The organism is Streptomyces sp. NPDC045998 (genome assembly GCF_056430285.1).
Map to the genome: position 1 here is coordinate 170,192 of NZ_JBWKLJ010000005.1, position 12,511 is coordinate 182,702.

Annotated in this window: 12 protein-coding genes; 8 read left to right on the forward strand and 4 right to left on the reverse strand. The window is 73.2% G+C overall.

Annotated features, from left to right (window positions below; all coding sequences use genetic code 11):
- Positions 1–218 precede the first annotated feature (218 nt).
- Positions 219–1,601, forward strand: a complete 1,383-nt coding sequence (locus AC07FJ_RS17265) for a transcriptional regulator (protein ID WP_479049757.1) — start codon at positions 219–221, stop codon at positions 1,599–1,601.
- Positions 1,602–1,735: 134 nt separating this feature from the next.
- The gene (locus AC07FJ_RS17270; RefSeq protein ID WP_479049759.1) at positions 1,736–3,166 is read left to right on the forward strand and encodes a hypothetical protein; all 1,431 of its coding nucleotides are present in this window, start codon (positions 1,736–1,738) and stop codon (positions 3,164–3,166) included.
- Positions 3,167–3,185: 19 nt separating this feature from the next.
- Here AC07FJ_RS17270 and AC07FJ_RS17275 read toward each other — a convergent pair whose 3' ends face one another.
- Entirely contained in the window at positions 3,186–4,448 is a 1,263-nt protein-coding gene (locus AC07FJ_RS17275) for an ABC transporter substrate-binding protein (RefSeq protein ID WP_479049761.1), read from the reverse strand.
- A 168-nt stretch (positions 4,449–4,616) separates the two neighbouring features.
- Between AC07FJ_RS17275 and AC07FJ_RS17280 the strand changes: the two genes are divergently transcribed.
- Both AC07FJ_RS17280 and purU read left to right on the forward strand, forming a co-directional pair.
- The gene (locus AC07FJ_RS17280) at positions 4,617–5,063 is read left to right on the forward strand and encodes an SCO4402 family protein (protein ID WP_355355663.1); all 447 of its coding nucleotides are present in this window, start codon (positions 4,617–4,619) and stop codon (positions 5,061–5,063) included.
- 78 nt (positions 5,064–5,141) lie between these two features.
- A complete protein-coding gene (gene purU, locus AC07FJ_RS17285) occupies positions 5,142–5,993 on the forward strand; it encodes a formyltetrahydrofolate deformylase (RefSeq protein ID WP_361417759.1) in 852 nt (283 codons plus the stop codon).
- A 59-nt stretch (positions 5,994–6,052) separates the two neighbouring features.
- Here purU and AC07FJ_RS17290 read toward each other — a convergent pair whose 3' ends face one another.
- The gene (locus AC07FJ_RS17290) at positions 6,053–7,405 is read right to left on the reverse strand and encodes a maleylpyruvate isomerase N-terminal domain-containing protein (RefSeq protein WP_479049763.1); all 1,353 of its coding nucleotides are present in this window, start codon (positions 7,403–7,405) and stop codon (positions 6,053–6,055) included.
- Complete coding sequence (locus AC07FJ_RS17295) at positions 7,402–7,965, reverse strand: sigma-70 family RNA polymerase sigma factor (RefSeq protein ID WP_468293673.1); 564 nt, start codon at positions 7,963–7,965, stop codon at positions 7,402–7,404. Before AC07FJ_RS17295 ends, AC07FJ_RS17290 begins: the two co-directional genes overlap by 4 nt.
- 173 nt (positions 7,966–8,138) lie before the next feature.
- On the opposite strand from AC07FJ_RS17295, the gene AC07FJ_RS17300 reads away from it, so the two are divergent.
- The 3 genes from AC07FJ_RS17300 to AC07FJ_RS17310 all read left to right on the forward strand — a co-directional run bounded on the left by AC07FJ_RS17300 (position 8,139) and on the right by AC07FJ_RS17310 (position 9,934).
- Positions 8,139–8,516, forward strand: a complete 378-nt coding sequence (locus AC07FJ_RS17300) for an STAS domain-containing protein (protein WP_361417768.1) — start codon at positions 8,139–8,141, stop codon at positions 8,514–8,516.
- Between the two features lie 32 nt (positions 8,517–8,548).
- Positions 8,549–9,067 (forward strand): EF-hand domain-containing protein, encoded by a 519-nt coding sequence (locus tag AC07FJ_RS17305; RefSeq protein ID WP_479049765.1) that lies wholly within the window; start codon positions 8,549–8,551, stop codon positions 9,065–9,067.
- Positions 9,068–9,433: 366 nt separating this feature from the next.
- Positions 9,434–9,934 (forward strand): ATP-binding protein, encoded by a 501-nt coding sequence (locus tag AC07FJ_RS17310; RefSeq protein WP_361417774.1) that lies wholly within the window; start codon positions 9,434–9,436, stop codon positions 9,932–9,934.
- Between the two features lie 18 nt (positions 9,935–9,952).
- Here AC07FJ_RS17310 and AC07FJ_RS17315 read toward each other — a convergent pair whose 3' ends face one another.
- Positions 9,953–11,083 carry a GlxA family transcriptional regulator gene (locus AC07FJ_RS17315; RefSeq protein WP_479049767.1) on the reverse strand — a complete coding sequence of 377 codons (1,131 nt, stop codon included), beginning with the start codon at positions 11,081–11,083 and terminating at the stop codon, positions 9,953–9,955.
- Positions 11,084–11,154: 71 nt separating this feature from the next.
- Between AC07FJ_RS17315 and AC07FJ_RS17320 the strand changes: the two genes are divergently transcribed.
- A complete protein-coding gene (locus AC07FJ_RS17320; RefSeq protein WP_479049769.1) occupies positions 11,155–12,471 on the forward strand; it encodes an MFS transporter in 1,317 nt (438 codons plus the stop codon).
- Positions 12,472–12,511: the final 40 nt, after the last annotated feature.

Consider the following 12,511-nt stretch of genomic DNA (forward strand, 5'->3'; position numbering starts at 1 on the left):
TAGCCACAGTCGGTGGGAGCCGTGCCATACATATGGCAATCTCCTGTCAATGCAAGGTATTGCACGTCATTGCATGGCAATGCGCGTCATTGACCGGCATTGCATGGCATGACGCCTGTCTCGGCACAAGGCAGCGATCCGACGTCAACTTCTGCATTCTTCGCATATCAGCCGGGCAGTGATCAACGGACTGATCACCGGCGCAACAGGGGGTAGTCATGGCAGCGAGGCCGCTCGTCGCCCGTCAGCCGAACGAACGGCTGCAGGCTCTCATCCAGGAAGCGGGGTGTTCCAACGCCGGGCTCGCCCGCCGCGTCAACATGGTCGGGCAGGAGCGCGGACTCGATCTGCGGTACGACAAGACCTCGGTGGCGCGCTGGCTGCGCGGCCAGCAGCCACGCGGGCGGGCCCCCGGCATCATCGCCGAGGCGCTGGGCCGCAAGCTGGGCCGCACGGTCACGATCGACGAGATCGGCATGGCCAACGGCAGGCACCTCGCCTCCGGTGTGGGCCTGCAGTTCGCGCCCACGGTGCTCGGCGCCATCGAGCAGGTCTGCGAGCTGTGGCGCAGCGACGTGGGCCGGCGCGACTTCCTGTCCGGTTCGACGGTCGCCGCCTCCGCGCTGGTCGAGCCGAGCCGCGACTGGCTCATCACGGGCGCCGACGCCCATGTGGCGCGGCAGACCGGGGCGCGGGTCGGGACGTCCGACGTCGAGGCGGTACGGGCGATGACGGACGCGCTGGTGGAGCTGGACCACCGCTTCGGCAGCGGGCACGTACGGCCCGTGGTCGTGCACTACCTCAACAGCGTGGTGTCCGGGCTGCTCTCGGGTTCGTACCGGGACGCCGTCGGGCGGCAACTCTTCGGCGCGGTCGCCCGGTTGACGGAGCTCGCCGGGTACATGGCGGTGGACACCGGCCAGCCGGGGCTGGCCCAGCGGTACTACATCCAGGCGCTGCGGCTCGCGCAGGCGGCGGGGGACCGCGGGTACGGCGGGTACGTACTGGCCGCGTCCATGAGCCACTTGGCGGCCCAGCTCGGCAACCCGCGGGAGATCGCCCAGCTGGCGCGGGCCGCGCAGGAGGGGGCGCGCGGGCACGTGCCGCCGCGGGCGGAGGCGATGTTCCTGGCGGCGGAGGCGCGCGGGCACGCGCTGCTCGGCGACGCGCGCACCTGCGAGGAGGTGGTGGGCCGGGCGGTGGCCGCGCTGGACCGGGCCGACCCGGAATCGGGCGACGACCCGGCGTGGATCGCGCACTTCGACCACGCGTACCTCGCCGACGAACTGGCGCACTGCTACCGGGACCTGGGGCGCCCGGCGGAGGCGGCACGGGCCGCGGGCGACGCGCTCGACGGGCACCCGGAGTCGCGGGCGCGGCGGCGCGCCATCGGCCTGGTCCTGCTGGCCACGGCCGAGCTCCAGCAGCGCGAGGTCGAACAGGCCTGCCACACGGGCACGCGCGCCGCGCAGTTGCTCGGCACGCTGCGCTCGACGCGCGGCGCGGAGTACCTGGAGGACCTCCAGCACCGGCTGGAGCCGTACGCGGACGAGCCGGCGGTCCGTGAATTCGGCGCGCGACTGGAGCTCCAGGCGGCCTGACGCCCGCCCGGCACCACGGCTTAACAGCGTCCGCGAAAGGGTTCTTGTTACTGCCGCCACACAGGTGTGCGCGGGCCGGGAGTCACCCGGTAGCGTGAACCGACGATTCCGTAGGTACACACGTAGGAGTCCCGGTGACGCAGAGCGGACAGGGTCAGGAGCCGCACCTTCCGGCGGCGCGGCCCGCGCACGAAGGTGTCGTGCTGCCCGCCGAGGGCAGCCAGACCTGGGGCGCGGGCCAGGGTCCGGGTCCGGCGGGTGCGGGACCGGCCGGGGGCCAGCCGTGGGGCGGGCCCTGGGGTCCGCCGGGCGGCGGGCAGGAGGCTCCTCCGCAGGCGCAGCAGCCGGGGCCGCAGCACCAGCCGCCGCAGCAGCCCGGGGCGTACCAGCCGGGGCCGTACCAGCAGCAGCACCAGCAGTACCCGCCGCAGCAACATCAGCAGCACCAGCCCCAGCAGCCGCTGCCGCCACAGCAGCACCAGCCCCAGCAGCCGCCTCAGCAGCACCAACAGCCGCAGTACGGCACGGTCGCGCAGCCGCTGCCACCGGAGATGCCCGCCCGCGGGGCCTCCGACGCGGACGCCACGCAGTACATACCGCCCGTCGCCCGGCCGGTGCCGCCCGCCGGGCCGGACGCCGAGGCGACGGCGTACCTGCCGCCCGTCCCGCCGCAGCCGTCCGGCGCGCCGTACGGCATCCGGCCCGGGACGCCCGACGAGCGGCAGCCGCCTGCCGAGTTCGACAACCTCTTCCGCGACAACGCGGGCGCGGCCGCCACGCAGCACATGCCGCAGCAGCAGTACCCGCGGACACCCGCGTACCAGCAGCCCGCGCAACACCACCAGCAGGCGCAGCATCAGCAGCACGCGCAGCACCAGCCGCCGTACCAGGAGGCGTACGACGAGCCGCGGCCCGCGTCGCGGCGCAGGCCGAAGGTGATGCTCATCGCCGGAGTCGTCGTCGGCTGCGCGGCCGTCGGGCTCGGCGCCGGAGCGCTGCTCAGCGGCGGTGGCGGCGACGCGGGCGGCGGCACGGGTGACCACACCAGCGTCGCCGGGGCCACGTCGCCCGCGCCCGCCGACGGCAGCGCCCCCGAGGCCGCCGCCGACCCGGTCAAGGAGCAGGCCGAGGCGCTCGACAAGCTGCTCGCCGAGAGCAGCAGCAGCCGGGACGCGGTGATCCGCTCCGTCGAGAACATCAAGCGGTGCGACAAGCTCGACCAGGCCGCCAGCGACCTGCGCGGGGCCGCGGGCCAGCGCCGGGGGCTGGTGACCAAGCTCCAGGGGCTCAAGGTCGACAAGCTGCCCGACCACGCCGCGCTGACCGCCGCCCTCACCAAGGCGTGGCAGGCGTCCGCGTCCGCCGACGACCACTACGCGACCTGGGCGACACAGGTGAAGGACAAGAAGGGCTGCAAGGACGGCCGCGCGCGCAACACCGCCGAGACCGCCCGGGCCAACGTGGCGAGCGGGGAGGCCACGGCCGCCAAGCGGCAGGCCTCCACGCTGTGGAACAAGATCGCCGCCAGCTACGGCCTGACCGCGCGCCAGCCCCACCAGCTCTGAGGGAGCGCCGGAAGGAGCGTCAGAGCGAGCGCGCCTCGCGCAGGGTCGGGCCCGTGTCGACGAAGCCCTTCTTCTGCGCGACCAGCCGCCCTTGGCGTACGACCTGGAAGGTGACGTCCCGGTTCACTATCCGCGGGAAGCCCGGCGTGCCGAGCATGTCCTCGTAGCGCCAGCGCAGCCTCGGGGTGAGGCCGCCGGTGTCGACCTCCACGCCGCGGTCGAGGGCGTGGGTGACCTTGGAGGCGGTGATCTCCTCCGTCCGGAGGGCCTCGATCACCCGGCGCAGGACGGTGTACGCGATCCACGTGGTCTGGACGCCCGCGTCGGCCGGGTCGATGCGGTTGTCGCCGAAGGCGTGCTCGCGGATGACCTGCCGCATGGGGGCCCAGGCCGGATCGCCCGCCTCCGGGTACCAGCCGGTGATGTAGGCGCCTTCGAAGGGGCCGTTCGCGCCGCCGGTGCGGTCGACGAGCGGCTGGTCGACGCTGCCGAGGACCGAGGAGACCTTGACGTCGCGCCCGTCGGAGGGCAGGCGGCGGAAGGAGTCGAAGAAGTTGGCGGTGCGCTCGCCCAGCGCGGCGGTGACGCAGCCGCCCTTCTCGCCGGCCCGGTCGCGGGACTGCATCGCCTCGGCCGCGTACTCGCCGGCGTCCTCGGCGGCCGGGATGTCGGTGGCCAGGCGGTGACGGCGGTGGGCGAGGCCGGAGTTGACCAGGTGCGGCAGGTTGTCGCCGGTGACGGAATCGGGCCGGACGAGCGAGACGCGTTCGCACGCCTCGGCGAGCTGCATGCCGTTGCCCGCGAGCAGCGCGGGCTGGCCGCCGTTCACCGGGTAGGAGAGGTAGCTGGTGAACTCGTCGTCGGAGACGCCGTACCCGCCGATGTACGGGATGCCGGCGGCCTCCAGCGGCGCCATGAAGGCGCGGCCCTGCTGGCTGTACGAGCCGACGACCGCGACCGCGCCCTCCTCGGCGGCGCGCCGGGCGCAGGCGGCGGCGCCGGCCGGGTCGTTGCGCTCGTTGCAGGTCAGGACGCGGAGCTCGTGGCCGTCGATGCCGCCGCGGGCGTTGACCCAGCGGGCGTACGCCTGGGCCATGGCGGGCATGCCGGGCATGTTGGTGGCGCGGGTGCCTTCCGGCGCCCAGGTCATCACGGTGACGGGGTCCCTGGAGCCCCCCGTGGCTCCAGGGATCGCCCCGCAGCCGGTGACGAGACAGGCCGAGACGAGTGCCGTCGCGGCCTTGAGGGTGAGGCCGAACCTGCCATTACCGCTACCGGTCATGCCCCGCACAATTCCGCCCCATGGGTAACGCGGCAGTGTGGAAGGTTCAACGCTCGGTGACGACGAGGTGAATTACGGGGTGCGGTCTGTCCGTACTGCGGGGGAACGTACGATCGAAACGTGTCCAGTTCCGTGAACTCTTCCCGTCGCGGCCGTCGCTCCTCCACCATGGGCGGCATGCCGCTCAACGACATGCCGTGGTGGCGCTGGCGCACCAACGTCCGCTCCGCGCTGCACATGCTTTCCGACCCGGTGTTCCACCAGGAGTGCTGGCTGGCCGGCCGTGAGGGGTACGGGGACGTCACCGACGCCGTGTACCGGCTGGTGGAGGACACCTGGCTGGACAACTGGTCCGCCGAGAAGTACGTCGGCACCATATTCCGGGACTCGGCGGAGGCCGCCCTGGTGGACGTGGCCGTGCTGCGGGTGCTGCGGATCATGCACCAGGTCGGTGCGGACGCCCCGGTCGCCACGTACATGGCGCACCACGGCTGGCCGGAGGCGGTGCGGGCGGCGCGGGACGCGCACGTACGGCTCGCCGTGAACGACGGGGACGACCCGGACGAGCCGCCGCGCCCGCTCGACGTGCTGCGGATCATGACGGGTGCGGCGTAGCGCGGTCCCGCGCGGGGGCGGCGTCCGCTTCCCGGACCGGGGGCGGGGAGCGCCGGCGGAATGTGGCATCCTGCGAGGATGACTGACCAGTACGTCCTCACGCTTTCCTGCCCTGACAAACAGGGCATCGTGCACGCCGTGTCGAGCTACCTCTTCATCACCGGCTGCAACATCGAGGACAGTCAGCAGTACGGAGACCGGGACTCGGGTCTCTTCTTCATGCGGGTGCACTTCACGGCCGAGGCCCCGGTGACCGTGGAGAAGCTCCGCGCCAGCTTCGCGGCGGTCGGCGACTCCTTCGACATGGACTGGCAGATCCACCGCGCCGACGAGCGCATGCGGGTCGTGCTGATGGTGTCGAAGTTCGGGCACTGCCTGAACGACCTGCTCTTCCGTACCCGGATCGGCGCCCTGCCCGTCGACATCGTGGCCGTGGTCTCGAACCACACCGACTTCGCCGAGCTCGTCGCCTCGTACGACATCCCCTTCCACCACATCCCGGTCACGAAGGACACCAAGGCGCAGGCGGAGGCGCAGCTGCTGGAGCTGGTGCGCGGCGAGAACGTCGAGCTGGTCGTGCTGGCCCGGTACATGCAGGTCCTCTCGGACGACCTGTGCAAGCAGCTCAGCGGCCGCGTCATCAACATCCACCACTCCTTCCTCCCGAGCTTCAAGGGCGCCAAGCCTTACCACCAGGCGCACGCGCGCGGCGTGAAGCTGATCGGCGCGACGGCCCACTACGTGACGGCCGACCTCGACGAGGGCCCGATCATCGAGCAGGAGGTCGAGCGGGTGGGCCACCAGGTCACCCCGGAGCAGCTGGTGGCGATCGGCCGCGACGTCGAGTGCCAGGCGCTGGCGCGCGCGGTGAAGTGGCACGCGGAGCGCCGCATCCTGCTCAACGGCCGCCGCACGGTCGTCTTCGAGTAGGAAGCCCTGCACGTCTGGGAACGTCCGGGAACCCCTGCGCGTCCTCCCGGGCCGGTCGGCTACAGCCGGCTCAGGGAGGCCGCGGCGAAGAGCACGTCCTTGATGGCCTCGCGGTCGCCGTCCTGGCCCACGGCCGCCTCCTCCGGGGAGACGTGGCCCGCCACCAGCTGGCAGAACTCCTCCGCGTCCAGCGCCACCAGTGCGACCGACTCCTCGGCGCACCCCACCGCCGCCGGGGAGTCCAGCGCGATGTACCAGTGGCCGCCACCGGAGCCCTCGACCTCCAGGTGGAGCGAGCGGCCCGGGGAGCCGGCCGCGACCAGCCGGCGGGGCGGGGCCGCGACCCCGGCCCGGCGCCGGTGGGCGAGCGCGGCCGGCAGCTGGCGCGCCGCGAGGTCGATCATGCTGTGCAGGTGCGTACCGCTGGGCGGCTCGTAGGGGTAGTCGACGGCGTTGGCGATGTCCACCGCGTGCACCCAGCACTCGAAGGCCCGGTCGAGCAGCGAGTCCCGCATCGGCAGCGCGAAGTCGCCGTACGACACGGACAGATCCCCGACGCCGTGCCCGGCGAAGGAGACGGTGCGGATCAGCGTGTGGCTCTGGTCGCGCCACGGCTCGCGGATCGCGCGCGTGGGCGGGTGGTGCGCGGCGCGCCAGTACGCCTCGGTGCGCTCCGACGGGTCGACCGGCGCGGGCGGGCCCGGCGGCTTGCCCGGGGCCTCCGCCACCAGCGGGTCGCCCAGGCCGAGCGCCGATCCGACCAGCCCGTCCACCGCCAGGAGGTGCCCGATGACCCCGGCCACCGTCGTCCGGCGGCCGACCTGCCGCTCCTGCTCGAACCACTTGAGCCGCACCGGCGCGTGCCAGTCCGCGTCACCGATGTCCCGCAGCAGCGCGTCGAGCCGCGCGGTCTCCGCGTCGTACGGGCCGGCCCAGTCGGGCACCGGGATGCGGGCCGGGCGGCGGCCCAGGCAGTTCTCCAGCACCCGCGAGCGCAGCAGCGGGTCGAGGTCCAGGTCCCGCTCGTGGTGGAGCAGCGCCACCGCGTCGCGCAGCCGCAGCGCCTCGTCCGCGCACGGCGCGCACTCGGTCAGGTGGGCCTCGACGGCCGCCGTCTCCTCGACCGAGCAGGCCGCCAGCGCCCACGCGCCCAGCAACGACTTGAGCACCGTGTGCGGCAGCGCCGGCGGCGACGACGACGCCGGCCCGCGCTCCGGCACGGGACCCGTTTCCGGCACGGGACCCGTCTCCGCTACGGGCTCCGCCTCCGGTACGGGGCCGGGCTCCCGTGCGGGCGGCGGAGGCAGCGGGTCGTAGTCGTCGGCGGCCCGGCGCGGTGCCGGTATGCGCGGCGCGCCCCGCACCTCGTCCTCCCCGTCGTCCCGGCTGCCGCCGTCCAGAGGCCCCGTCACAGCGCCCGCCCGTCCACCGGCCGGGTGTTCGCGGTGGAGAGCAACTGCAGCCCCAGGCGCAGCCGGCGCCGGGCCTCGTCCTCCGTCACGCCGAGGTCGGCGGCCGTCTGGCGGTAGTCCCGGCGCTGGAAGTACGCCAGCTCCAGCGCCTGGCGCAGCGGCGCGGGCATCGACTGCACGATGTAGTCGGCGCGGGCGGCCACCGCCGCGCGCCGCACCTTCTGCTCCAGCTCCTCCGGCGTGCCCTCGCCGCGCTCCGTGAACGCCGCCGCCTCCGCCTGCCGCAGCCGGTGTACGGCCTGGCTGCGCGTGAGCCGCGCTATCCACGAGCGCATGGAGCCCTCGCGGCGCGGGTCGTACGCGTCGGGGTTCTCCCACACGTAGCCGAAGACCTCGCGCGTCACCTGGTCGGCGGCGTCCTCGTCGGCGAGGACGCGGTGCGCGGTGTTGTGGACGAGCGAGGCGAACCGGTCGTACAGCTCACCCAGCGCGGCCGCCTCGCCGCGCGCGAGGCGCTGCTGCATCCTGCGGTCCCAGCGCGGTGGTGTGTCCTTCGCCATACGGAGCCCTCCCGGTCCGACTCCTTTCGAATGTAGTGGGCGCCACGGACAACGCACCCGGCTTTGCCCAGGAAACCGTCAGACCGTGCGAAGGGGGTTTCAGTGCGGGCGGGCTGGGCAGCAGCCCGCGAAAGGAAGCGACGCCTCCGGTTCGACGACGAAAGGTGCGGCGCGTGACGACGCTCACGGTGAACGAAGCCGAGCACGGCGCCTGGACCGTGTTGCACATCAGCGGCGAACTGGACCTGGTCTCCTCGCCCGTGATCCGCCGCCGTGTCCACGACGCCGTCGCCGCCGGCCGCCACGACGTCGTCCTGGACCTGTCCCAGGTGCTGTTCTGCGACTCCAGCGGCGTCGGCGTGCTCATCGCCGCCCGCCGTCTGCTGCACTCCTGCCGCGGCCGGCTGCGCCTGATACTCCCCGCGCAGGGCGCCGTCGACGGGTCCCACGTCAACCGGGTCCTCGCGGCCCTGGGCGTACGGCGGCTGTTCGCCGTGTACGCGGACGTCGACGCGGCCACCGCCGACGAGGCGGAGCCGCTCTCCGCGTGACGCCGACCCCTTCGCGACGTACCCTCCCGGGCATGGACGCAGAGGACTTGTACCAGCGCCGGATCGCCGACCGGTTCGACGCCTTCGACCAGGACGGCAACGGGTATATCTCCCGCGAGGACTTCACCACCGCGGCCTCCCGGCTGCTCGACGCGTTCGGCACCCCGTTCCGCTCGGACAAGGGCCAGGCGCTGTCGGTCGGGGCGGAGGCGTTCTGGCAGGGACTGGCCGGCATCGCCGACGTCGACGGCGACCAGCGGGTGACGCGGGCGGAGTTCGTCCACGGTGCCGTCAAGCGCCTGCGGGACAACCCGGACCGGTTCGCCGAGATCGCCCGGCCCTTCGTGTGCGCCGTGCTCGCGGTCGCCGACGGTGACGGCGACGGCCGCGCGGAGGTCGACGGGCTGGAGCGCGCCCTGCGGGTCCTCGGAGTCGAGCCGCACACCGCGGCGTTGACGGCGGAGTCGCTGGACGTGGACCGCAGCGGGAGCGTCGACCCGGAGGAGGCGGTCACGGCCTTCGCCCGCTACTTCGTCACGCGGGAGGGCTGACGGGCCGGGGGAGCGCGCGACGGTCACCGCCAGTGACCGCGCGCCGATACCGGGTTGTGTCCTCGCCGCACCCGTCACAACCCCGGGCCGCCCTCCCGCTCCGGTACGCTCGGTGAGATGCGAGTGGTGCACAGACCGGGGCGTTCCGGCGCCGATGCGCGCCCCTGTTCGACTACCCGCCGTGTGCGTCGCACAGTATGCCCCACCCGTACTCCTTCGCGCGGGAATATGCCCGAAGCGCTTGTTGCGGTGACTGTACGTCAACCATGCTGTCCCACAGGGAAATCACGTTCAGTGACGGCTGTTTCGGCTGTGGTCGCTGTGAGGCGCGAGGCGATGTGTCCGCCGGTTCGGATGGTGTGAGCGGTGCAGGTGCTTCAGGTTCAGTTGGAGATCGGACCCGATCCCGCGGAGGTGGGGCGCGCGCGTAGATGGGCGCGGTCCCGGCTCGCCGGTTCCGGGATAGGGGAGGACGAGCCGCTGGCCGAGACGCTGGTGCTGCTCATCTCGGAGCTCGTCACCAACGCCGTCGTGCACACCGGCTGTCCGGCCGTGCTGCGCATGCTCTTCGGGGCCGGATCCGCCGAGGCCGGGACGGTGCGGGTGGAGGTCGCCGACCGCAGCTCCTGCCCGCCGCGCCCCCGCCACGCCGACGGCGACGACACCAACGGGCGGGGCCTGGAACTGGTCGACGGCCTCGCCGACCGGTGGGGATGGCAGGCCGAGGGGGCCGGCAAGCGCATCTGGTGCGAGGTCGACCGGGGCGCACCCGTGGTGACCCGAGGGGCGCGTGAGCCGGGGGCTTTCGAGCCTTCGTGCGCCGTCACACCCAGGCCCCGCACGGTGCACCCCTCGAATAGCCGTTGACGTCGCGTGGCCGCCTGATCACTCTGGGATCGGCGATACGCGGCGAGGGGACGCCGAGGACGTGACGACACCCGTGTCGTCGTCCTCGGCGAACGCGGATCGCCGCGGTGGCGGCCGCCGTGCCGTGCTCGGGGTGCGCACGAGTGCGCCGCCACCCTTCCCGGTTCCGTCTCCGCCCGTGCGGAACGTACGCCGGTAGACCGTCGGCGGGACGCCCAGCGCGGCCTGGAAGTGCTGGCGCAGCGACTGGGCGGTGCCGAACCCGGAGTCCGTGGCCACCTGGTCGATGGAGAGGTCGGTCGACTCCAGGAGGTGGCGGGCGCGTTCGACGCGCTGCTGGGTGAGCCACTGGCCCGGGCTGACGCCGACCTCCTCGCGGAAGCGGCGCGTGAAGGTGCGGACGCTCATCGCCTCCCGCTCGGCGAGGTCGCGCAGTTGGACCGGCTCGTGGAGGTGGGCCAGCGCCCAGGCGCGCGCATCGGTCGTCGTGGCCCGCTGCGCCGGTTCGGGCACCGGGCGCTGGATGTACTGCGCCTGGCCGCCGTCCCGGTGCGGCGGTACGACGGTGCGGCGCGCGACGTCGTTGGCGACGGCCGCGCCGTGGTCGCGGCGCACGATGTGCAGGCACAGGTCGATGCCGGCGGCCACCCCGGCGGAGGTCAGGACGTCGCCGTCGTCGATGAACAGCACGTCCGCGTCGACCCTGATCGTGGGGAAGAGCCGCTGGAAGTGGTCGGCGTGCGCCCAGTGGGTGGTGGCCGGCCGCCCGTCGAGGAACCCGGCGGCGGCGAGCACGTACCCCCCGGTGCAGATGGCGACGAGGCGGGTGCCGGGCCGGATGTGGGCCAGCGCGGCGGCCAGTTCGCCGGTGAGCCTGCCCTCCTCGTAGACCGGGCCCAGTTCGTACGAGGCGGGGACGACGACGGTGTCGGCGGTGGCGAGCAGCTCGGGTCCGTGGGCGACGGAGATGGCGAAGTCGGCATTGGTCTGCACGGGCGCGCCGGTGACACCGCACGTGACCGTCTCGTACAGGCGGTGGCCTTCGCCGGTCCTGGCGAGGCCGAAGATGCGGTGGGGAATGCCCAGTTCGAAGGGGAGGAGACCGTCGAGGGCGAGGACGACGACGCGGTGCCGCTGCGGAAGGGCCATGGCCCGATCATAGTGAAAGCTGTCATTCGGGCCAGTGGTCGGCGGTTCAACGGCCCGGCAAGGTGGATGACGTGACCCAGACAACTCCCGCACACGTCGCAGCCCCTGACGCCCTTCCGCGTACCGGCGTCCGCCCTCCTCGCCCGCCCCGCATCCACCGCGCGTGGCTCGTCGCCGCCGTCACCTTCGTGACGATCATCGGCGCCGCCGCCTTCGCCTCGCTGCCCGGCCTGCTGATCGAGCCGCTGCACCGGGAGTTCGACTGGTCGCGCGGCACGATCGGCTTCGCCGTCTCCGTCAACCTCGCGCTGTACGGCCTGACGGCGCCGTTCGCCGCCGCGCTGATGGACCGGTTCGGCATCCGCCGCGTCGTCGCCGTCGCGCTGAGCGTCATCGCGGCCGGCTCGCTGCTCACCGTGTGGATGACGGCGGCGTGGCAACTCGTGCTGTTCTGGGGCATCCTCGTCGGACTCGGCAGCGGCTCCATGGCGCTCGCCTTCGCCGCGACCGTCACCAACCGGTGGTTCACGGCCCGGCGCGGCCTGGTGACGGGCGTCCTCACGGCGGCCGGGGCCTCCGGGCAGCTGGTCTTCCTTCCGCTGCTGTCCTGGCTGGTGGAGCACGAGGGCTGGCGCCCGGCCGCGGTCACGGTGGCGCTGTCCGCGCTCGCCGTCGTCCCCTTCGTCTGGCTGCTGCTGCGCGACCACCCGGCGGACGTGGGCCTCGCGCCGTACGGGGCACCGGAGTTCGTCGCCAAGCCCGCGCCCGTCCCGGGGGCGGCCCGCCGCGCCGTCACCATCCTCTTCTCGGCCGCCCGCACCGGCCCGTTCTGGCTGCTCGCCGGCACCTTCGCGATCTGCGGCGCCTCGACGAACGGCCTGATGAAGACGCACTTCGTCCCGGCGGCGCACGACCACGGGATGCCCATCACGGCCGCCGCCTCGCTGCTCGCGGTGATCGGCGTCTTCGACGTCGTCGGCACCATCGCCTCCGGCTGGTTCACCGACCGCTTCGAGGCACGGCGGCTGCTGGCGGTGTACTACGCGCTGCGCGGTGTCTCGCTGCTGTTCCTGCCCATGCTGCTGGCGCCGTCCGTGCACCCGCCGATGGTGTTCTTCATCGTCTTCTACGGCCTGGACTGGGTGGCCACCGTGCCGCCGACGATCGCCCTGTGCCGTGAGCACTACGGCGACGACAGCGCCATCGTCTTCGGCTGGGTGCTCGCCTCCCACCAGGTCGGCGCGGCCCTGGTGGCCTTCGCGGGCGGTGTGGCGCGCGACGTCTTCGGCTCGTACGACGTGGTCTGGTACGCCTCGGGCGCCCTGTGCGCGGCGGCGGCCCTGATGTCCCTGGTGATCCGCCGCCGGAAGGTCCTCGCCGTGGCGTGACGCCCGTGACGGGACGTCAACCAGCTTGTGCGGCCGATGC

Coding starts and splice junctions, on each gene's coding strand:
- AC07FJ_RS17305 (WP_479049765.1), top strand. CDS start 8,549: ATGGACGCAGAGGACTTGTACCAGCGCCGGATCGCCGACCGGTTCGAC.
- AC07FJ_RS17265 (WP_479049757.1), top strand. CDS start 219: ATGGCAGCGAGGCCGCTCGTCGCCCGTCAGCCGAACGAACGGCTGCAG.
- AC07FJ_RS17315 (WP_479049767.1), bottom strand. CDS start 11,083: ATGGCCCTTCCGCAGCGGCACCGCGTCGTCGTCCTCGCCCTCGACGGT.
- AC07FJ_RS17295 (WP_468293673.1), bottom strand. CDS start 7,965: ATGGCGAAGGACACACCACCGCGCTGGGACCGCAGGATGCAGCAGCGC.
- AC07FJ_RS17280 (WP_355355663.1), top strand. CDS start 4,617: ATGGGCGGCATGCCGCTCAACGACATGCCGTGGTGGCGCTGGCGCACC.
- AC07FJ_RS17275 (WP_479049761.1), bottom strand. CDS start 4,448: ATGACCGGTAGCGGTAATGGCAGGTTCGGCCTCACCCTCAAGGCCGCG.
- purU (WP_361417759.1), top strand. CDS start 5,142: ATGACTGACCAGTACGTCCTCACGCTTTCCTGCCCTGACAAACAGGGC.